Here is a 19,684-nt window from a genome sequence, read left to right as displayed (position 1 = left end):
CATCCACAACTGACCATCGCTGCCATCATCAGTACATGCCCATCCATCTGTTCTGGGGTGATGACGCGGCAGCGCGAGACCGAGCCCTTCAGGGTCTGACCGAACAGGTCGTCGATCCCAGCTGGAGCAGCATCAACCTCAGTCGTCTTGATGGCGCTGAAACCGGGCAAGCGTCTCAGGCATTGGAAGAAGCCCGCACACCTCCGTTCGGTGGCGGTGACCGCCTGGTGCTGCTGCAGCGGAGTCCGTTCTGCAATGCCTGCCCAACAGAGCTGGCTGACCAATTCGAGGCCGCCCTTGAACTGATTCCCGACAACACGCACCTGGTGCTGGTGAACCCAGCCAAACCGGATGGGCGACTGCGCACCACCAAGACACTGCAGAAAAGGATCAAAAAGGGCCTGGATCACGAGCAGAGTTTTGTGCTGCCTGCCGTCTGGGATGGTGCTGGTCAGCGCCAGTTGGTGGAGCGCACCGCCATCGCCATTGGGCTGACGCTCGAGCCCGATGCCATCGATGCGCTCGTGGAGGCCATCGGCAATGACAGTGCTCGCCTTGAATCCGAACTACGCAAGTTGTCGCTGCGAGCTGATGACAGCGGCCTGGTGACCTTGAAGCTTGTGCAGGAGCTGGTGGGCGGCCTGGCCACCAACGCCTTGCAGGTGGGCGACGCCTTGCTGGAGGGCAAGCCCGGTGACGCCATCGCCCGCTGGGACGCCCTGATCGACGCCGGCGAACCGGCCTTGCGGATCGTGGCCACCCTCACCGGGCAAATCCGAGGCTGGCTCTGGGTGAGCCTGCTGGAGCAGCAGGGAGAGCGGGATGTGGCGGTGATTGCCAAAGCGGCCGGTATCGGCAACCCCAAGCGCATTTACGTGATGCGCAAGCAGTTGCAGGGTCGTCCTCCGAAACGGTTCCTGTCGCTGCTGGGGCGTTTGCTCGAGGTGGAGGCCCGTTTGAAGCGGGGAGCTCTGGCAAGCGATGCCTTCCGCGATGGGTTGTTGGGCTGAAGGATGTTGGGCTGGCAGATGTTGAGCTGCAAACCGCCAACTGATGAGAAAATCCAGCGTTGGTGAAGCGCGGCGCATGGCCCTGTTGGTGCAGAAATTCGGGGGCACCTCCGTTGGCAGCAGCGAACGGATCAAAGCTGTGGCTCAGCGCATTGCCCGCAGTCGTGAGGACGGCGACGAGGTAGTCGTCGTAGTCTCCGCCATGGGGCACACCACCGATGAACTCACCGGTCTAGCCGCCAGTCTCAACAGCGAACCTCCCCAACGGGAGATGGACATGCTGCTGGCCTCCGGTGAGCAGGTGTCGATCGCTCTGCTGGCGATGGCTCTCCATGCCGAGGGAGTTAGCGCAACCTCAATGACCGGACCCCAGGTAGGAATCGTGACGGAGTCCACCCATGGGCGGGCCCGCATCCTTGAGATCCGAACAGACCGGGTGATGGCACGGCTGCGTGAAGGGCAGGTGGTGGTGGTCGCCGGTTTCCAGGGAACCAGCTGCGGCAGCGGTGGCATCGCCGAGATCACCACCCTCGGTCGCGGTGGCTCAGACACGTCCGCCGTCGCCCTGGCGGCAGCCCTCGGTGCCGACGCCTGCGAGATTTACACCGATGTCCCCGGTGTACTCAGCACCGACCCCCGCAAAGTGGTGGACGCCCAGCTGATGCCAACGATCAGCTGTGACGAAATGCTCGAACTGGCCAGCCTGGGCGCCTCCGTACTGCATCCCCGGGCGGTGGAGATCGCACGTAACTACGGCGTGAATCTGGTGGTGCGCTCCAGCTGGAGCGATGAGCCGGGCACGCGACTCACCAGCCGCAGCAGCCGCAGCATCGGACGCGATGGCTTGGAGCTGTGCAGTCCTGTGGACGGTGTCGAGCAGGTGGATGGACAAGCCGTGCTGGCGTTGTCGCACATCCCCGATCAGCCAGGTGTTGCAGCGCGACTGTTTGAAGCACTCTCATCTGCTGATATCAACGTGGATCTGATCATCCAGTCCACTCACGACGGCAGCAGCAATGCCATCACCTTCACTGTCGCAGAACAAGATCTCGACCAGGCGCGCAAGGTATCCGGGAGCCTGCTGGATGATCTCGGCGGTGAACTGGCCGCAGAGGGCGGCATGACCAAACTCAGCATCCGCGGTGCTGGGATCATGGGCCGCCCAGGCATCGCAGCCAAGCTGTTTTCCTGTCTCTCACAGCAGGGCATCAACCTGCGCCTAATCGCCACCAGCGAGGTGAAAGTGAGCTGTGTGATCGCCTCTAATGCCGGCCGCAATGCACTTCAAGCCGTGCAGGAAGCCTTTGATGTAACAGACAACCAGGTGCAGTTGAATCCAGCCGTGGAAGGAGAAGGCGAGCCGGAGGTTCGTGGTGTGGCTCTGGATCGCGATCAAGCCCAACTGAGCGTGAGCCATGTTCCGGATCGACCTGGTACCGCAGCTGCACTGTGTTCAGCCCTTGCTGACGCCAGCATCAGCCTCGATGCGATCGTGCAATCGGAGCGCCAGCACGGTGATGGCTCCCGAGACATCAGTTTCATCCTGCGGCGGGACGACAGGGCACGTGCGGATGTGGTGCTTGCACCACTGCTCGCCCAATGGCCCGGAGCTGCTCTCGATGAAAGCTCCGGAATTGCCCGCGTCAGCGCTGTGGGGGCTGGAATGCCCGCAACCGCTGGAACAGCCGGCCGGATGTTCCGGGCCCTTGCGGATGCCGACATCAACATCGCCTTGATCGCCACCAGTGAAATCCGCACGAGCTGCGTGGTCTCGGAAGAGGACGGCGTCGCAGCTCTGCAAGCTGTTCATACCGGCTTTGGTCTTGGTGGTGGTGAACGTCATCAAGCACAGGGGTCCAATTCACCCCTCGACAAACCCTGAAGAGCGATACAACAGGTTCAAGGCAGCCCTAAGTCGTGGACGGCGAATTCCAACAGCGCTATCAGGATGCCGAGCAGGCCTTCGCAGAAGCGCGTCACGCCGATGCGCACGAGATCGCCACAGATCTACTTAATGAGCTCGATGCGGCTCCTAAAGACTCTGAAACGCAGGCCGCGGTCATCGGCTGGAGAGCTTTTGTGGCGCTGTTGCTGGGCAACATCGACCTGTACGGACTGGGCCAGCCAGAAACAGCCGCCCAGTACTTTCAACTGGTGCTCGACAGTCAGCCCCACGACACGCTGGCGGAGCTGGCGCAACAGGGACTGAGCTGGGCTGAAGCTCCGCAAACATCAGAGAAATCGCCAGAACCACCAACATCCCAGCCATCGTCCCCAGAACCAGCAGCACTGACTCAAAACCTGCCACTGCCGGATCTACTCAAAGATCCCTTTCTGGCAGGAACGACGACCAGCGCAGGATCCTCCCTTCCTGCTGGCTCAAGTGCCATGCCCTGGCTGGAGGACTTAGCGGCAAGTGGCGGCACAGTTCAAGCACCAGAACCAACTTCTGATCTGACAACTGAGATCAAGTTCGAGCCTGCCCCCCCAGAAGAAACACCACCCCAAACGTCAGACGAACCTGAAGCGACACCTCAGCCCCAGGCATCAGCTGAGCCTCAACCGACTCCATCGCCAACGCCGTCTCCTACTCCAACTCCTGCGGCATCTCGCGAACCGGCATCTACGTCTGCACCTGAACCAGAACCTGAACCGGAGCCAATCCCAGATCCACTGCCTGTCACTGACTCTGAACCAGTACCAACGCCCTCTACTGAGCCTGATCCGATGGAGGTTCTGGGGGATTACCTGCTGCGCGTTAAGAGCAGCGAACTGACGGACAGCAATTACAGCGAAAAATCAGATCCTGATGAGGCCGATCAGGATCGCTCGACCTCATCAATCTCCCAACAGTTGCTGGACCTGTGGAGACGCTTAAACCGCCGCTGAACGGCGACGGCGCGTTCTACCTGCTGGCATCTCCGGCTCTGGAGCGGATACAGCTTTGGCTTCCGCTTTGGCTTCAACCTTTGCTTCCACCTTTTCAGCAACAGCCGTTCTGGCGGGGTTCGTCCTCACTGGAGCTGGTGTCGGCTCACGACGTCCCTGGCCGGAGTGCCCGCCTCCGCCATGGCGACCTCCCCGATTCCTGGGGGCCGGTCGGTCGTCCTTCTCCTCCATCGCCTTCGACTTGTAAGCCGGCGTTCCAGCCGGAGCCGGCTGAACCAGGCAGAGAATCAACGGCTCCACCTGCAGTTCGCGCCGCATCCGCCGGCCGAGGCCCACTTCCACCTCACGCTGAACGCCCATCCAGTCCACCTCCGGAGCTTTACCGCCTGTATTGCGGCAGAGCTGCTTCCAGCGATTCTCGAGCACCCAGCCGACCTCACGCTCGGTCCACATCGACATCTTGCGGGCGTCGGCGGTGGTGACCACACCACGCAGGTTCACCCGCGCCGGAGCAACCATGGCTCCATCGGTGCTGATCGCAGCCAAGATTGTAACGACCCCATCCTCAGCCAACTGCTGGCGCTCCTTCAGCACGCGAGCATCAACGATGCCGTTGCGGGACTGATCGAGCAGCTCGATACCGGCCTTCACCGGATTCCCCTTGCGGATCGAATCCGGAGTGAGCTCCACCACATCACCGTTGTCGATGATCAGGGTGTTGTTCACCGGAACGCCCATGGAATGACCGGTTCTGGAGTGCTGCACCAGCATCCGGTGCTCGCCGTGCACCGGCACAAAGAATTTGGGCTTGGTGAGGGCCAGCATCAGCTTCTGATCTTCCTGGAAGCCATGGCCGGACACGTGAATGCCCTTGTCCTTGCCGTACACCACCTTTGCTCCCAGCATCATCAACTTGTCGATCGTGTTGACGACTGAGATGGTGTTACCCGGAATCGGACTGGCGGAGAAAATGATCGTGTCGGTGGTTTTCACCCTCACCTGCGGGTGCTCGCCACGGGAAATCCGGCTCAGAGCCGCCAACGGTTCACCCTGACTGCCCGTCATCAGCAGCAGCGTTTCGCGATCGGGAACGTCGTTGATCTGTTTGATCGGCACAAACAGCTCGTCCGGAGCTCGCATGTAGCCAAGCTCTCGGGCCTTGGCGATCACATTGAGCATGGATCGTCCGAGCAGACCCACCTTGCGGCCGTTCTTGATCGCCAGCTCCAGAATCATCGACACACGATGAATTGAACTGGCGAAGGTGGTGATGATCACCCGACCCTCGGCGCTGGAGATGTGGCGGTCGAGGTTGGGGAAGACAGAGCGCTCAGGTGGGCAGAAGCCAGGAACCTCTGCGTTGGTGGAGTCGCTGAAAAGGCACAACACGCCCTTGTCCCCGTGATAAGCGAGGCGGGCGAGATCAAAGTTCTCCCCATCCACCGGGGTGTGATCGAACTTGAAATCACCTGTGAAGATGATTGTTCCAACCGGAGTGGTGATGGCCAGCGAGTAGCTGTCCGCCATCGAGTGGGTGTTGCGGATGAACTCCACAGAGAAGTGCTGCCCAACCTTCACCACGTCACGGGGACTGACGGTCTGCAGGGTGGTGCGGTCGGTGACACCCGCCTCATCCATTTTTCCGGTGAGCATGGACAGGGCCAGCCGCGGCCCGTAAATCACAGGGATGTTGAAGTGCTTGAGGTGGTGGGAAATCCCACCGATGTGGTCTTCATGACCGTGGGTGACGATCATGCCGCGGATCCGCTTCTGGTTCTCGCGCAGGAAGCTGGTGTCCGGCAACACCACATTCACCCCGTGCATGCCATCACTGGGGAAGGCCAGACCGGCATCCACCAGCATCAGATCATCGCCGTACTCGAACACACAGGTGTTCTTACCGATCTCATGCAGGCCTCCGAGGGGAATCACCCTTAGGCAGGGCTCCTGGCCTTTGGCCGATCTGGAACTGTTGGTCATGGGAAGAAGCGAATAAAGGAATAGCTTTTTCGTGAAGCCTTTGAACCGACCCGTCAGGTCTGGCGCAGGGCAGAAAGGGTCTGGGAAAGGGCATCTCGCATGGGGTCAGGCAGGGAGAGAAGAGGAAGACGGGGTGGGCCAACTGGAAAGCCGCTGAGCTCGAGAGCTGCTTTGACGGGAATCGGATTGGTGGTGGCGAACAATGCCTTGAACAGGGGCTGCAGCTGTTCGTGATGGCCGAGTGCCGCTGCACCCTCGCCGTTGAAATAGGCCTCAATCATGGCGCGAATCTGCAATCCGGCGATATGACTGGCCACGCTCACAACGCCCACGGCTCCGACGGAGAGCATCGGCAAGGTCAGGCCATCATCTCCGCTGTAGATCGCCAGACGGGATCCACAGTGCAACCTCAACTGGGTAACTTCCTCAGTGGTGCCACTCGCTGCTTTGAAGCTGTTGATATTCGGGCAGTCCAGCAATCGAACCACCGTGCTGGGCTGAAGGCTGCATCCCGTACGGCCGGGAATGTTGTAAAGCATCAGCGGCAGCTCGGGCGCCGCTGCAGCGATCGAACGGAAATGGGCCTCCAAGCCCTCTTGAGGAGGCTTGTTGTAGTAGGGCACCACCACAAGTGCACCATCAGCACCAGCCGAGGCAGCCTCACGGGTGGCTTCAACCGCTTCAGCAGTGCTGTTGCTGCCGGATCCCGCCAGCACCTTCACGCCGGGGCCAACAGCCTGACGAACAGTTTCAAGCAGCTGCAGCTGCTCCTGCCAACTGAGGGTGGGCGACTCTCCGGTGGTGCCGCAGACCAGCAGACCATCCGAGCCCGTTTCCACAAGGTGACGCGCCAGGCGAGCGGCGAGGGCGAGATCAACCGCTCCCTGGGAGTCGAAGGGGGTGACCATCGCCGTGATCACACGGCCAAAGGGTGCTGGAGAGAGCTCAGCGGACTGACTCATGAGGCGATCAACAGCTCAGCGATCTGAATGGCGTTCAGAGCGGCTCCTTTGCGGATCTGATCGCCACACAGCCAGAGCTCAAGGGCATTGGGATCGCTGATGTCCTGACGGATGCGTCCCACAGCAACGGGATCACGGCCAGTGACATCGATTGGCATCGGAAACCGATTAGCTGCAAGGTCTTCAATCAGTTCAACCCCAGCTGCCTGCTCAAGCAGATGGCGTGCTTCTTCAACTGGAAACGGTTCGTTGAATTCGATATTGACGGCTTCGGAGTGGGCTCGCAGCACCGGAACCCGGACACAGGTCGCCGAAAAACGCAGATCGGGGAGGTCCATGATCTTGCGCGTTTCATTCACCATTTTCATCTCTTCCTCGCAGTAATGGTTCGGCTGCAGAGGTGAATTGTGAAGAAAGAGATTGAAGGCGAGGGGATGGGGCAGCACCTCGCTGACCGGGGTACCGCCATCCAGCACCACACGGGACAAGCCCTTGAGTTCCTCCATCGCGCGGGCACCGGCCCCGCTTGCTGACTGATACGTGCTGACCACGACCCGACGCAGGGCCCGATGTGCTGCCAGAGGAGCTAGCGCCAGAGTGAGCAGGATCGTGGTGCAGTTGGGATTGGCGATGACGCCCCGATGCTCCAGAGCTGCTTTGGGGTTGACTTCCGGGACCACCAGAGGAACACCAGGCTCCATCCGGAAGGCGCTGGAGTTGTCCACCATCACGGCACCGGAGGCGGTGATCGCCTCTCTCCACTGACGTGAGACGGAACCACCAGCGGATGCCAAGACAAGATCCACGCCTTTGAACGACTGGGCCGTGACTTCCTCAACCGTGATCGCTTCACCACTCCATTGGCGCGTGGTGCCTGCCGAGCGTGACGAGGCCATCAGTTTCAACTGAGCGACTGGAAAATGACGCTCCTGAAGCAGCAGCAGCAACTCCTGGCCAACAGCACCACTGGCACCGAGGACTGCAACGTTGAGTGGACGATCGGGAAGTGTCGAATACAAGCAGGTTGTCGTGGGCTGTTATCAACGATGTTCGAGCCTCGCTCTGTTTCGCCTCAACGCTGTGAATGTGGCAACGAAAACTCTCCCTAGTTGCAGCTTAGACGGGGACACGACACCACTCGTTTCTTAAACTGCGCTGCTGCCCTGACATCCCCGCCACCTGCCATGAGCGCCGCTTCCTTGAAGGTGACCACCGAAGCCCGCCCCAGCAGCCGGCTGGCCGTCACAGTGACGGTTCCAGCGGAGCGCAGCAAGGCGAGTTACGAGGACGCCATCAAGAGCCTCAGCCGCACGATCAACCTGCCCGGCTTTCGCAAAGGCAAGGTGCCTCGCACGGTGGTTGTGCAGCAACTGGGTGTGGTCCGCATCAAGGCCAGCGCATTGGAATCACTCGTGGATGGTGCCTGGCGGGAAGCCATCCAGCAGGAATCCCTGGAACCGATCAGCCAGCCTGAATTGAGCGGGGGATTTGATGGGCTGCTCGACAGTTTTAAACCCGGCGAGGAGTTCACGGTCACCCTGGAGGCCGATGTGTCCCCAACACCCAAGCTGAAAAGCACCAAAGGATTGAAGGCCGAATACGAACCGGTTTCTTACGACGAGGCCAAGGTGGAAGAGATGATCGAAGACTCCCGCAAGCAGCTGGCGACAGTTGTTCCAGTTGAGGGGCGTGCCGCAGCCAAGGGGGACATTGCGGTTCTGGGCTTCAAAGGCAGCTACAGCGATGACGGCACGGAGATTGAGGGGGGCAGTGCTGAATCCATGGATGTGGATCTCGAGCACGGCCGGATGATCCCCGGATTCATCGAGGGGGTGATCGGCATGAACATCGGCGACAAGGCAACCGTGGCCTGCCAGTTCCCAGACGACTACCCCAAGGAGGATGCCCGGGGCCGCAAGGCGGACTTCGACATTGAGCTCAAGGACCTCAAAACCCGCGAACTACCTGCGCTCGATGACGCTTTCGCCAAACAGGCCGGCGAAAAGGACACCTTGAAGGAGTTGCGCAGCGACCTTGAACAACGTCTCAAGGACGATGCCGAACGGCGCCAGACCAGCAACCGACGCGATGCCCTGGTGGCAGCCCTTGTGGATCAGCTGGAGGTGGAACTCCCGGAAGCACTGATCCAGCAGGAAAGTCGCAATTTGGTGGAACAGACCGCCGCCCAGTTTGCGCAGCAGGGAATGGATGTGAAATCACTGTTCACCCAGGATCTGGTTCGCAACCTGATGCAGAACGCCCGTCCTGAGGCGGAGGAGCGACTGCGCCGCAGTTTCGCCCTCACAGCACTGGCCGAGAAGGAGAGCATCACAGTCGACGACAAGGCCGTGGAGGCAAAGCTCGACGAGGTGAAAAAAGAGATCTCAGCCGACGCAAAAATCGACCCTGAGCGTCTTCGGCAGGCGGTGATGGATGACCTGATCCAGGATCAGCTGATGAGCTGGCTTGAGGAGAACAGCACCGTCACCGAAAAAATCGTCACCGAAAAAGCTGACGACACGGAAAGCAAGCCTGCGGCCAAGACAAAACCAGCGGCCAAGAAAGCTGCAGCGAAGTCCAAGTCCAAGGCGGACGCCGAGAGCTGAGCATCACCCATAGATTGATGCCATTCCACAGGACACCGAGCGCGTGATCGACGCCCGCAGTCACCACCCCATCCAGAACCGCTGGCGCTCCGAGATGCCGATCTCCGCGCCAGGGCCCCTGCCCACCGTGGTGGAGCAATCCGGCCGCGGTGATCGCGCCTTCGATATCTATTCCCGGTTGCTGCGGGAACGGATCATCTTCCTGGGCACAGGCGTTGACGATGCCGTTGCCGACGCTCTCGTGGCTCAGATGCTCTTTCTGGAGGCCGAGGATCCTGAGAAAGACATTCAGATCTACATCAACTCACCCGGTGGTTCGGTAACTGCCGGCTTGGCCATCTACGACACGATGCAGCAGGTCGCCCCCGACGTGGTGACCATCTGTTATGGGCTGGCAGCAAGCATGGGCGCCTTCCTGCTCAGCGGCGGATGCAAGGGCAAACGCCTTGCTCTCCCGAACGCGAGGATCATGATCCACCAGCCCCTTGGCGGAGCCCAGGGACAGGCGGTGGACATCGAGATCCAGGCGAAGGAAATCCTTTTTTTAAAGGAAACCCTCAACGGCCTGATGGCGGAGCACACCGGTCAGCCTCTCGACAAAATCTCCGAAGACACTGACCGCGACTACTTCCTTTCGCCGCCAGAAGCGGTTCAATACGGCCTGATCGACCGAGTGGTGGACAGTTCCGGGGACGGAGGAATCGTTACGGAGGGCTGACAGCAGCGCTCAGGTTCACGATCCTTGGTGTTCAGGGAGGCCAGCACCGGTCGCACTCTGCAAAGTCCCGTTTGAAGGTTCTGGCGTTCGATGGCCAAGTTCGATGCCCATCTGAAGTGCTCGTTCTGTGGCAAGTCCCAGGACCAGGTTCGCAAGCTGATCGCCGGACCAGGCGTTTATATCTGCGACGAGTGCATTGATCTGTGCAACGAGATCCTTGATGAGGAACTCGTTGACAGTCAGGGGAATGCTCGGCAAGGCCCTGAAGCCAGCCGCAAAGCCGCTCCCGCCACACGCAAGAGCGGTAAGCCGGCGCCAACACTTGCCTCCATTCCCAAACCTCAGGAGATCAAGGACTTCCTTGATCAGCAGGTGGTCGGTCAGGACGCCGCCAAAAAGGTGATGTCTGTCGCGGTTTACAACCATTACAAACGACTGGCCTGGCAAGGCGACGGCAACGGCGAAACCGAGCAGACCGCAACCCGTCTGCACAAGAGCAACATTCTTCTGATCGGTCCCACCGGGTGCGGCAAGACCCTGCTCGCCCAGACATTGGCCGAGATGCTGGACGTGCCGTTTGCCGTGGCCGATGCCACCACCCTCACGGAAGCCGGCTACGTCGGTGAGGACGTAGAAAACATCCTGCTGCGATTACTGCAGAAGTCCGACATGGATGTGGATCAAGCGCAGCGGGGCATCATCTACATCGACGAAATCGACAAGATCGCCCGCAAGAGCGAAAACCCCTCGATCACCCGTGATGTGTCCGGCGAGGGCGTTCAACAGGCCCTGTTGAAAATGCTGGAGGGCACCGTCGCCAACGTGCCACCCCAGGGTGGCCGCAAGCATCCTTATCAGGACTGCATCCAGATCGACACCAGCCAGATCCTGTTCATCTGCGGCGGTGCCTTTGTTGGCCTCGAAGACGTGGTGCAGAAGCGGATAGGCCGCAACGCCATTGGCTTTGTGCCCAGCGACAGCCGCGGCCGCGGCCGCGGCAACCGGGATCTACAGGCAGCTCACGTGCTTCGCCACCTCGAGCCTGACGACCTTGTGAAGTACGGATTGATCCCCGAATTCATTGGTCGCATGCCGGTGAGTGCCGTGCTGGAACCCCTCGATGAACATGCTCTGGAGTCGATCCTCACCGAGCCCCGCGATGCACTGGTGAAACAGTTCCGCACCCTGCTGAGCATGGACAACGTGCAACTGGATTTCGAACCGGCAGCGGTTGAAGCCATCGCTCAGGAAGCCCACCGGCGCAAAACCGGCGCCCGCGCTTTGCGCGGCATCGTGGAAGAGCTGATGCTGGATCTGATGTACGACCTCCCCTCTCAGAAGAGTGTGAAGGCCTTCACGATTACCCGCGCGATGGTGGAGGAGCACACGGGGGGCAAGGTGTTGCCACTGCCCGGAACAGACCAGCAAAAGACCGCCTGAAGCCTTGGCGGCGGCTGATCACCTGCAGGTGCCGCGGCAGCACGGCCTGTTCCACCATCACGGAATCGACCTGGGTGATGGCACCGTGGCCCACTACCTGGAAGGGCGTGAAATCCTGCGCAGCCCGATCGATGCGTTCCGCCAGGAGCAACCGATCACGGTGATTGAGCACGATGCTGCCTCCACCACTGGAGTCACCTTGCGGCGCGCGATCAGCCGCATCGGCGAGCAGAACTACAACCTGCTGTTCAACAACTGCGAGCACTTCGCCACCTGGTGCAAAACCGGACGCCACCGCAGCGGCCAAATCGAATCGGCTCTCGAAAGAGCCCGTCATTGGAGTGGCCTAATGCCCTCAGCCCTGATAAGGGGTCTGGAACTGTTGGTGCAGCGCGGTTGGCTGGACGACAACGCCCGCGCCTTGGCCCGAGAGGGGGTGGCCAAGTTGGAGCAGCTGCGCCAGAAGCTGCTCGGCAAATTGGAGACCCTGCTGCAGCAAGCCGGAGACGGCTCCAACCGCCGCCTGCTGCTCAGCAGCCAGAGCCTCGCGGATGAGCTTGAAGCGATCGACGATCTGAAGCAGAGGATCGACGCACTGCTGGAACAACCAACTGCTCTGCCTGGATCCCGCGAGGCTGAGTAGCCTCGCAACATCGCCTGTGGCGCATGAGTACGGCCTACCAGCCGCTGCATCACAAATACCGTCCCCAACGCTTCGACCAACTGGTGGGACAGGAGGCGATCGCCGCCACCCTTGGCCATGCCCTCACAAGCAACCGGATCGCACCGGCCTACCTGTTCAGCGGTCCAAGAGGGACTGGCAAAACCTCAAGCGCCCGGATCCTGGCCCGCTCGCTGAACTGCCTCAACAGCGACGGGCCCACACCGGAACCCTGTGGCACCTGCGAGCTCTGCACCACAATCGCCAGCGGCACCGCCCTCGATGTCATCGAAATCGATGCCGCGTCCAATACTGGCGTCGACAACATCCGCGAGCTGATCGAGCGCTCCCGCTTCGCGCCGGTGCAGGCGCGCTGGAAGGTGTATGTGGTGGACGAATGCCACATGCTCTCCACTGCGGCGTTCAACGCCCTGTTGAAAACCCTGGAGGAACCACCGCCACAGGTGGTGTTCGTGCTGGCCACCACCGATCCACAACGGGTGCTGCCAACGATCCTCAGCCGCTGCCAGCGTTTTGATTTCCGTCGCATTCCCCTTGATGCCCTCAACAGGCATCTGAGCTGGATCGCTGAACAGGAAGCGATCGAGATCCAGCCAGAGGCCATTCATGTGGTGGCCCAGCGTTCCCAGGGGGGATTACGCGATGCCGAAAGCCTGCTGGATCAACTCAGCCTGCTGCCGCCTCCGATCGAAGCGGGCGCTGTCTGGGATCTGCTGGGGGCGGTGCCTGAGCAGGAACTGCTCGAACTGGTGAACGCGATGAGGAGTGCCGAGCCGGTGGAGCTGCTGGAGGCAGCCCGCAACCTGCTGGATCGCGGCCGCGATCCTGGAGCAGTCCTGCAAGGGCTGGCGGGAATCCTGAGGGATCTGGTGCTGATGGCCGCCGCACCGGATCGCCCTGAACTAACCAGCGTCTCTCCCCAGTTCCGCGATCAACTTCCAGATCTTGCCAAGACAATCGGACGATCAAGGCTGCTGCAGTGGCAAGCCCAGCTAAGGGGAACGGAACAGCAGCTGCGCCAGAGCGTGCAGCCGCGCCTGTGGCTTGAGGTGCTGTTGCTGGGACTGCTCGCGGAAGCAACACCGGCCCAATCTGGAGCCGCGGTTGCAACGCCAATGAAGACGCAAGCAGCAACACCAACTGCCGTATCTCCTGCGGCGAAACCCGTTGCTCCTTCGGCACCTGCCGTTAAGGCAGCACAGGGGGAACCAGAAGCAACGACGCAACCAACTGCTGCAGATGCAGTGGCTGCCGCCACGACTTCCACACCAGCCGCAACGCCAGAGTTACCGGATCTATCCGGCGGCAACGGAAACAACAGCACCAACCTGCCGGAGCTGTGGCAACAGATCCTTGGAAGCCTGGAATTGCCCTCAACGCGAATGTTGCTGTCCCAGCAGGGCCAGTTGGTTCGACTCGATGCCAATCGGGCCGTGGTGCAGGTGGCCGGCAATTGGATGGGCATGGTGCAAAGCCGCACTGCCTTGCTGGAACAAGCCATCGCCAAAGCGCTGGGGGGTTCACGCCAACTCATCCTGGAGCCGCAAAGCGGCTCCATGGCCCCAGCTCCAGCTCCGGTTGTAAGCCCAGCGGTTGTCGCCCAACAACCACCAGCAATCCAACAACCGATTGGCACCAAACCGCCCTCACCACAGTTGGGCGTGAAAACGACACCAGCCGTACAAGTTGCACAACAAGATCCAGCACCAACAACACCCTCACCAGGAACAACCTCACCAGCAAGACCTTCACCAACAAATCCACCGACACCTCAGGTGCCGCCACCACAACAGATGGCCAAGCCCGATGCAGGGGCAACAGGCATTGAACGACAAGCCAAAAACCTGGCTGATTTTTTTAATGGCCAAGTTCTCGATGTAGATTTAGACGACTAAAAATCAACATTTAGCAGCTATTTATAATACAATTTTGACCGGCAATAACTTAACAAGTAACGACTGATCGATCAAAAAGCAAATTAATTTAATCGAAGCATAGATGGAGTAATATAAATAAGTTTTCTCTTCTATTTTGAAGAGACAATTTGGCAATAATTCAGAATCAATAAAACTATTTCAGCATCGAAGTTCGATGCTTAATCACCAAGAATGTCTATCTCCTTCAAGCAGACATAACGAATCGCTTGGCGCCCACCCCACGAATAGGCCACATGCAGTTCACCGGGCTGTCCCTCAATAAGAGTCGGATAAGCCAGCTGCCCGTTAATGGTCCAGTTCAAAGCTCCGCTAAAGCCAAATCCGGTATCGAGATCACGAATCCAAGGCCAAGTCAGGCCATCGTCATCACTTAACGCAATCGAAAGGGGCCAACGCGTTCGGGGCCAACGAGCTTCCCCCCACTTAGGAGCCGACTCCGAGCCATCGAGATCAGGCGGAAAACCAAATCGGTTGAAAATCAACGCCAAACGACCACTGCTCAAGCGACAAGCCTGAATCGAGCTGTTGTTGTTGGGCAGCATCGTGGCTTCCGGAGCCGACCAGGTTTGGCCGGAATCAATGCTGATGGATCGATACACATGATCAGCCAATCGACTCCGAAAGAACTGGAGGAGTGTTGTTTCATCCGCTGAGGGCACGATTGATCCATGCACCCGTCCCACACTCTCCGCAACCGGGACTGGAGCGCCAACGGCCAACCCTTGATCATTTAGCTCCAAGATCTCCGTGTGGTCATGACCAAACGCTCCCCCTTGCTCAAGGCTGCGATAAATAGGAAGCAACCATATGCCGTCTTTAAGGCGATAAGGAGGGTGTCGACAAAAAGCAGTTGAATCGACCAGATCATTGGCCTTACTCCATGCTTCAGCACCCCAACTGTTGGGATCATCGGGCTGAAAATCCTCTAAATCCAGGCTTTGGTGGCGAAGCATGGCAGTCCATTGCATGGAGAAGCTGCTGTCCTGATCAGCCCAACTCGTGTCCTCCGGATCGCGCACACGCTGAGCAGAGTGAATTAGATGAAGCCGGCCATCAGACACAAAGAGAAGCGGATTCTGCTCTGAACGCTGTGCATCTTGTGAGATGCATTGCGGTTCACTCCAGGCATTGTTCTGTGCACTGAGCAAACTCAAAACAACGGACATCCCCGATGTTCCTTCTTGATCACCCGCCATCCAGACGCAAGCCAAGACATCGGCTCGAATCCAACAAAGCTGGGGAGCATGGTTTTGCACCCCCATGGGCTCAAGCAACGACCAAGCACCCAACTGAAAAGGTGTCAGAAGAATTTGACCCCACTCCAGATCTTGATGTCGATCAATCGCGTTTCTGAAAGGGGAAAACAAGAGAGGAAGGTAAATGGGATAAAACCGTCAGGCCTGAACGGGCAACTGCTCTCCTGCATGGCTTGTTTTGGCCCAGACCAAACGTTTGGGCAGCACGGCCATCTTCAACGTGACCCAGGGAATCACCACGAACCAGTGACCCAGATAAGCAATCGCAACCAGGAGGTTCAGAAGGCCTGGCGAGGGAATGGCCGGACCTTCTTGGCGACCACGGCAGCCGCGCCAATAAGCCATCCCTGAAACGCTGAACGCAACCACAGACAGGGGCCAGAAGGTCGGTATGGTGCGGCTCACCAGGCTGGCGCTCAAATCAGCGAACGACACCACCGGGAGGCCGTACTGGAGCAGAAAGAAGCAAGCCAGATCCCAGCGCTGACAGATGGTCAGTTGCGAAGACGTGAGTGTGGGCCAGTAGTCAAAGAAACGCTGTAGGCCACCTTCTGCCCAGCGCTGACGTTGTTTCCAGAGGGCGGACAGCGTCGGTACCGCCTCCTCCTGGACCGGCGGATCCCAGAGGATTCCAATCAAAGCTCCATGGGTGAGCAGTCGGAAGCTCAGATCCAGGTCATCGGTGACGGTGTCTTCGTTGAAACCACCACTGGCCTGAAGCACCGCGCGACGGATCAACTGCCCGTTACCGCGCAACTCAGCAACGCCACCACTCTCCAAACGTCCTTTTTGAAGCACCGCATCGAGAGCCATTTCCATGGCCTGTGCACGGGTGAGCCAGTTGCGATCTGCATCGATCACTGCTTTGCGCAACTGAACCGCTGACCAGCCTCCATCGAGGGCGTAGGGCATGAGGCGCTCCAGCAGATCCTCCTGCAGCTGAGCATCGGCATCAAGCACCAGCAACCATTCACCCTTCAGTTGAGTCAACGCTGCATTCAACGCACCGGATTTTCCGCCACCGGCATCTCTTTGGCGATGAATCACCTGAAGCTGAGGATGCTTCTGAGCCAATGCATCGAGAAGCTGTGGAGTTCGGTCCTCACTGCCGTCATCAATCACCCAGGTGGATAGTCGTCCGGCGGAGTAGCGCAAAGCGGACAGCCGCTCAACCAATCGCGTGACGACACTTTCTTCATCACGGGCCGCCACCACGACATCCAGCGTCGGCAAGCGCTCAGCGACCAGCTTCTGCGACTCGGGTTCAGTCTTTAAGAAGCTTGCACGCATCACCGACCTCAACCCATATCCACCAAGCACCAAGGCCAGGCTGATCGCCGGCCAGAGAGAGCGGGCAGGGTCGAGCCAGTGGGGAGCTGCTCCAGCACAGCCGCAGGCGAACAGAAATGCCGCCGACTTCACTCTGCGGTGATCACCAGAAGCAGCGACCGAAGCCATGCGGCAAACCAGGTCGCAGGACTCTAAGGGGCTTGAACCGACGCAGGAAGGGGGCCGTAGACAGTCCCCGGGTAGTAATGACGCAGGATTTTCTCGGTCGACCAGCCTCGCCAGGCCAGGTCAATCGCCCCGGCCTGGGACAAACCGGAGCCGTGACCGAAGCCACCGCCTCGCACATACCAGCTGCCACCGGCCTGAGGGGTGATCACAAACAGCGTGCTGGGCAGCCGCCTGAGGGTCCGCCGAATCCGATCCAGCTTGAGGATCACGGGGGCCGCATCTCCGGAGCCGGCAATCTTCAGGGCCAGAACACGACCGCTCGTTCCTCGCTCCAGAACGGAAACGTTGAGGGGAAAGCTCAGCCCCATACCCTCGGCACCAAGCGAACGCTTGATCTCCGGTGCCGTGAGGGTGCGCCTCCAGCGAAACAGGGGGTGATTGGTTCCATAGGCTCCTGCCCCGCCTTGAAGCAAGGCATCGACAGCGGCTGCCTGGGTCAACGGCAGTTGATGGCGATTCCGCCAGGCCGACTCTCCATCGGCCTCAGCCTTGAGATATGGGGTGGGATCCATCGCCCAGGCCTCGGTGCCGGCTGCCATCACGCCTCCGTTACTGGCGTGATAAACCGCACTGATCGGTTGACCCTGCCAGCTCAACAAGCGACCGCTGGTGGCTTGAATGGCCTGCCGCACGGCGCGGCCAGCCTGGCGAGGGTCGCTGTAAACCTGGCACTGGGTATCACTGCAGAGGTGATACCCATCAATCCGGAAGCGATGGCTGTTGGCGAGCGCCCAGGTTCGAGCCAACACGGTTTGAGCCTGGAGCGCTGCGGTCGGGGAACCGGCACCAATCTCATGGGGGACAACACCCTCCAGATAGCGCTCGATGGGGACCTGTTCCACCAACGTCCAACTGCCGTAGGCATCCCGTTGCAGGCGAAACGGACCGCGATACAAACCGCCTTTCCACAGCAGGCCTTTGGGGGCCTTGATCTGAATCGGTCCGGCGAGTGTGGTGCCTCCTTCCGCGCGTTCCAGAACGGGTTTCACCACTGCGGTTGTGCTGCCACTCCAGTCCCGCACGCGCAGACCGTCTGGCACCGGCGACGCCTGCGGCGCCCAGACTTCCCAATCGCCGGGGTGAGCGACCTCGGCCGTCACACCGATCCCACGCCAGCGTTGAGCGACCCGATCAGCGGATTCAAAGCTGGCAAATGGCCCGGCGACCCGCCGAGCGAACGTCATCGGAATATCCAGCGGCACGCTCCTCCAGCCAATCGAAATCGCGGGGGAACTCCATTGCTGTCCAGCTGCGTCCTCAAGCATCAAGGGGCCTGATGAGCTTCTGAGGGTCAGCAGCGGTGATTGACCGCTACGACCGAGATGATCATCAAGAGACACCCAGAGCACTGGCGATGATCCGGTCGCCTCAGGAGGTGCGGGAACCGGTTGATGGGTTGCCGGAACAGCACGCACCGCAGCGGGGGCACTCTCGGGTTCAGCCTGCAGTTCCACTGCACGACAGCCTGCTGCCATCGCAAGCAGGACGGCCAATGGCAACACGCGGAAAATCATGAAGAGGGTCGCGCTGCATCGTATTGTTGTCGTTTGTGCCCGACAGAGCAGTCGAAATGCCCAAGCTGAAGACCCGCAAAGCTGCCGCCAAGCGGTTCAAAGCAACCGGCACCGGCAAGTTCATGCGTCGGCGCGCCTTCCGCAATCACCTGCTGGATCACAAGACCCCCAAGCAGAAGCGTCACCTTGCGACCAAAGCAGTGGTGCATGAAACGGACGAACTGCGCGTCAGCCGGATGCTTCCGTACGCCTGATTGTTCCGTTCATAACCTGATCAACTCCTTCTAACGTCATGGCCCGCGTCAAGAGAGGCAACGTCGCCCGTAAGCGTCGTAACAAGATTCTGAAGCTGGCCCGTGGCTTCCGCGGAAGCAATGGAACCCTGTTCCGCACCGCCAACCAAAGGGTCATGAAGGCGTTGTGTAACGCCTATCGGGACCGTCGTCGCCGTAAGCGTGATTTCCGCCGCCTGTGGATTGCCCGCATCAACGCTGCAGCGCGCATCAATGGCGTGAGTTACAGCCGACTGATGGGTGGCTTGAAAAAGGCCGATGTCCGGATCAACCGCAAGATGTTGGCCCAACTGGCCGTTGTCGATCCGAGCAGCTTCACCAATGTGGTGAGTGCCGCCAAGGTCTGACCTCCCCCCGTGAACCTGCTGCCCCAGACCTATCTACTGGGCCTGGTTGGCCTGCTCGCGATTGTTGCTGTCGTGGTGGGTCGCCAGTTATTTAATGTTCGTCGGGACGAAATCAAGCTGATCGAGTTGGAGCAGGCTGGTGCCGCTGCGTCCCGCCAGGCATCCGACCTGTATGAGCTTGCCTCAGTCCAGCTGCGCAAACGGCTTTATCCGCAGGCAACAGCCACGCTGAAACAAGCCGCGAAACGCCTTTCTGGCGAACCGGATGAAGCACGCGCCTTAATTGAAAACGCCCTGGGCTTTTCGCTGGCTGCGCAAAAGAACTTTGAAAGTGCTGTTAAGCACTACAAATTGGCCTTGAAAGCCAAAGCTGATTATCCCGTTGCGCTCAATAATCTCGGGTTTGCGCAGGAAAAGCTGTTGCAAACCGAAGAAGCCATCGCGATTTATGAACGAACTCTCGAAATTGAGCCGAACAACAGCACAGCCAGCAAGCGTCTAAAAAGACTTCAGAAACGCATCGGCTGAAACC

17 protein-coding genes are annotated in these 19,684 nt (G+C 59.7%); 11 read left to right on the top strand and 6 right to left on the bottom strand.

What is annotated here, in order from left to right; translation table 11 throughout:
- The first annotated feature begins 35 nt into the window (after positions 1 to 35).
- The 3 genes from holA to SYN9616_RS16175 all read left to right on the top strand — a co-directional run bounded on the left by holA (position 36) and on the right by SYN9616_RS16175 (position 3,899).
- Positions 36 to 1,010: a DNA polymerase III subunit delta gene (holA, locus tag SYN9616_RS0111970; RefSeq protein ID WP_028953301.1), complete on the top strand. Its 975-nt coding sequence runs from the start codon at positions 36 to 38 to the stop codon at positions 1,008 to 1,010.
- A gap of 76 nt (positions 1,011 to 1,086) precedes the next feature.
- The gene (locus tag SYN9616_RS0111965) at positions 1,087 to 2,892 is read left to right on the top strand and encodes an aspartate kinase (RefSeq protein ID WP_028953300.1); all 1,806 of its coding nucleotides are present in this window, start codon (positions 1,087 to 1,089) and stop codon (positions 2,890 to 2,892) included.
- Positions 2,893 to 2,927: 35 nt separating this feature from the next.
- Positions 2,928 to 3,899: a hypothetical protein gene (locus SYN9616_RS16175; protein ID WP_051411034.1), complete on the top strand. Its 972-nt coding sequence runs from the start codon at positions 2,928 to 2,930 to the stop codon at positions 3,897 to 3,899.
- On the opposite strand, the gene SYN9616_RS0111955 is transcribed toward SYN9616_RS16175, so the two are convergent.
- Genes SYN9616_RS0111955 through SYN9616_RS0111945 form a run of 3 tightly spaced genes read right to left on the bottom strand, consistent with a single transcriptional unit; the run spans position 3,885 to position 7,860 of the window.
- Positions 3,885 to 5,879 (bottom strand): ribonuclease J, encoded by a 1,995-nt coding sequence (locus SYN9616_RS0111955; RefSeq protein ID WP_028953299.1) that lies wholly within the window; start codon positions 5,877 to 5,879, stop codon positions 3,885 to 3,887. The genes SYN9616_RS16175 and SYN9616_RS0111955 overlap by 15 nt on opposite strands.
- 53 nt (positions 5,880 to 5,932) lie before the next feature.
- Complete coding sequence (gene dapA / locus SYN9616_RS0111950; protein WP_028953298.1) at positions 5,933 to 6,841, bottom strand: 4-hydroxy-tetrahydrodipicolinate synthase; 909 nt, start codon at positions 6,839 to 6,841, stop codon at positions 5,933 to 5,935.
- Positions 6,838 to 7,860, bottom strand: a complete 1,023-nt coding sequence (locus tag SYN9616_RS0111945; protein WP_028953297.1) for an aspartate-semialdehyde dehydrogenase — start codon at positions 7,858 to 7,860, stop codon at positions 6,838 to 6,840. Before SYN9616_RS0111945 ends, dapA begins: the two co-directional genes overlap by 4 nt.
- Positions 7,861 to 8,025: 165 nt before the next feature.
- On the opposite strand from SYN9616_RS0111945, the gene tig reads away from it, so the two are divergent.
- From tig to SYN9616_RS0111920, 5 genes are all read left to right on the top strand, one after another.
- On the top strand, positions 8,026 to 9,447 hold the full coding sequence (gene tig / locus SYN9616_RS0111940) for a trigger factor (RefSeq protein WP_028953296.1): 1,422 nt from the start codon (positions 8,026 to 8,028) through the stop codon (positions 9,445 to 9,447).
- Positions 9,448 to 9,490: 43 nt separating this feature from the next.
- Positions 9,491 to 10,165: an ATP-dependent Clp endopeptidase proteolytic subunit ClpP gene (clpP, locus tag SYN9616_RS0111935; protein WP_028953295.1), complete on the top strand. Its 675-nt coding sequence runs from the start codon at positions 9,491 to 9,493 to the stop codon at positions 10,163 to 10,165.
- 90 nt (positions 10,166 to 10,255) lie between these two features.
- Positions 10,256 to 11,605, top strand: a complete 1,350-nt coding sequence (gene clpX, locus SYN9616_RS0111930) for an ATP-dependent protease ATP-binding subunit ClpX (RefSeq protein WP_028953294.1) — start codon at positions 10,256 to 10,258, stop codon at positions 11,603 to 11,605.
- Positions 11,606 to 11,609: 4 nt separating this feature from the next.
- Positions 11,610 to 12,248: a lecithin retinol acyltransferase family protein gene (locus SYN9616_RS0111925; RefSeq protein ID WP_028953293.1), complete on the top strand. Its 639-nt coding sequence runs from the start codon at positions 11,610 to 11,612 to the stop codon at positions 12,246 to 12,248.
- A 23-nt stretch (positions 12,249 to 12,271) separates the two neighbouring features.
- Positions 12,272 to 14,182 carry a DNA polymerase III subunit gamma/tau gene (locus SYN9616_RS0111920; RefSeq protein ID WP_028953292.1) on the top strand — a complete coding sequence of 637 codons (1,911 nt, stop codon included), beginning with the start codon at positions 12,272 to 12,274 and terminating at the stop codon, positions 14,180 to 14,182.
- Positions 14,183 to 14,382: 200 nt separating this feature from the next.
- Here SYN9616_RS0111920 and SYN9616_RS0111915 read toward each other — a convergent pair whose 3' ends face one another.
- The 3 genes from SYN9616_RS0111915 to SYN9616_RS0111905 are packed head-to-tail and all read right to left on the bottom strand — an operon-like array spanning position 14,383 to position 18,512.
- The gene (locus SYN9616_RS0111915; RefSeq protein WP_028953291.1) at positions 14,383 to 15,591 is read right to left on the bottom strand and encodes an exo-alpha-sialidase; all 1,209 of its coding nucleotides are present in this window, start codon (positions 15,589 to 15,591) and stop codon (positions 14,383 to 14,385) included.
- 27 nt (positions 15,592 to 15,618) lie between these two features.
- Positions 15,619 to 16,938: a glycosyltransferase family 2 protein gene (locus tag SYN9616_RS0111910; RefSeq protein WP_028953290.1), complete on the bottom strand. Its 1,320-nt coding sequence runs from the start codon at positions 16,936 to 16,938 to the stop codon at positions 15,619 to 15,621.
- Positions 16,939 to 16,961: 23 nt separating this feature from the next.
- Positions 16,962 to 18,512 (bottom strand): SpoIID/LytB domain-containing protein, encoded by a 1,551-nt coding sequence (locus SYN9616_RS0111905; RefSeq protein ID WP_198015178.1) that lies wholly within the window; start codon positions 18,510 to 18,512, stop codon positions 16,962 to 16,964.
- Between the two features lie 56 nt (positions 18,513 to 18,568).
- Here SYN9616_RS0111905 and rpmI point away from each other — a divergent pair, with 56 nt between their 5' ends.
- Genes rpmI through SYN9616_RS0111890 form a run of 3 tightly spaced genes read left to right on the top strand, consistent with a single transcriptional unit; the run spans position 18,569 to position 19,680 of the window.
- Positions 18,569 to 18,766 (top strand): 50S ribosomal protein L35, encoded by a 198-nt coding sequence (rpmI, locus tag SYN9616_RS0111900; protein WP_028953288.1) that lies wholly within the window; start codon positions 18,569 to 18,571, stop codon positions 18,764 to 18,766.
- Positions 18,767 to 18,804: 38 nt separating this feature from the next.
- On the top strand, positions 18,805 to 19,152 hold the full coding sequence (gene rplT, locus SYN9616_RS0111895; RefSeq protein ID WP_028953287.1) for a 50S ribosomal protein L20: 348 nt from the start codon (positions 18,805 to 18,807) through the stop codon (positions 19,150 to 19,152).
- Positions 19,153 to 19,161: 9 nt separating this feature from the next.
- Positions 19,162 to 19,680 carry a tetratricopeptide repeat protein gene (locus tag SYN9616_RS0111890; protein WP_028953286.1) on the top strand — a complete coding sequence of 173 codons (519 nt, stop codon included), beginning with the start codon at positions 19,162 to 19,164 and terminating at the stop codon, positions 19,678 to 19,680.
- The last annotated feature ends 4 nt before the right edge of the window (positions 19,681 to 19,684 follow it).

The organism is Synechococcus sp. CC9616 (genome assembly GCF_000515235.1).
Lineage (GTDB): Bacteria > Cyanobacteriota > Cyanobacteriia > PCC-6307 > Cyanobiaceae > Parasynechococcus.
Note: the sequence above shows the minus strand (reverse complement) of the source record. Positions and strands in the feature narration are given on the sequence as shown.

Excerpts from the sequence above, each read along its gene's own strand:
- holA (WP_028953301.1), top strand. The coding sequence starts at position 36 with ATGCCCATCCATCTGTTCTGGGGTGATGACGCGGCAGCGCGAGACCGA.
- SYN9616_RS0111965 (WP_028953300.1), top strand. The coding sequence starts at position 1,087 with ATGGCCCTGTTGGTGCAGAAATTCGGGGGCACCTCCGTTGGCAGCAGC.
- SYN9616_RS0111955 (WP_028953299.1), bottom strand. The coding sequence starts at position 5,879 with ATGACCAACAGTTCCAGATCGGCCAAAGGCCAGGAGCCCTGCCTAAGG.
- dapA (WP_028953298.1), bottom strand. The coding sequence starts at position 6,841 with ATGAGTCAGTCCGCTGAGCTCTCTCCAGCACCCTTTGGCCGTGTGATC.
- tig (WP_028953296.1), top strand. The coding sequence starts at position 8,026 with ATGAGCGCCGCTTCCTTGAAGGTGACCACCGAAGCCCGCCCCAGCAGC.
- clpX (WP_028953294.1), top strand. The coding sequence starts at position 10,256 with ATGGCCAAGTTCGATGCCCATCTGAAGTGCTCGTTCTGTGGCAAGTCC.
- SYN9616_RS0111920 (WP_028953292.1), top strand. The coding sequence starts at position 12,272 with ATGAGTACGGCCTACCAGCCGCTGCATCACAAATACCGTCCCCAACGC.
- SYN9616_RS0111910 (WP_028953290.1), bottom strand. The coding sequence starts at position 16,938 with ATGGCTTCGGTCGCTGCTTCTGGTGATCACCGCAGAGTGAAGTCGGCG.
- SYN9616_RS0111905 (WP_198015178.1), bottom strand. The coding sequence starts at position 18,512 with ATGATTTTCCGCGTGTTGCCATTGGCCGTCCTGCTTGCGATGGCAGCA.
- rpmI (WP_028953288.1), top strand. The coding sequence starts at position 18,569 with ATGCCCAAGCTGAAGACCCGCAAAGCTGCCGCCAAGCGGTTCAAAGCA.
- rplT (WP_028953287.1), top strand. The coding sequence starts at position 18,805 with ATGGCCCGCGTCAAGAGAGGCAACGTCGCCCGTAAGCGTCGTAACAAG.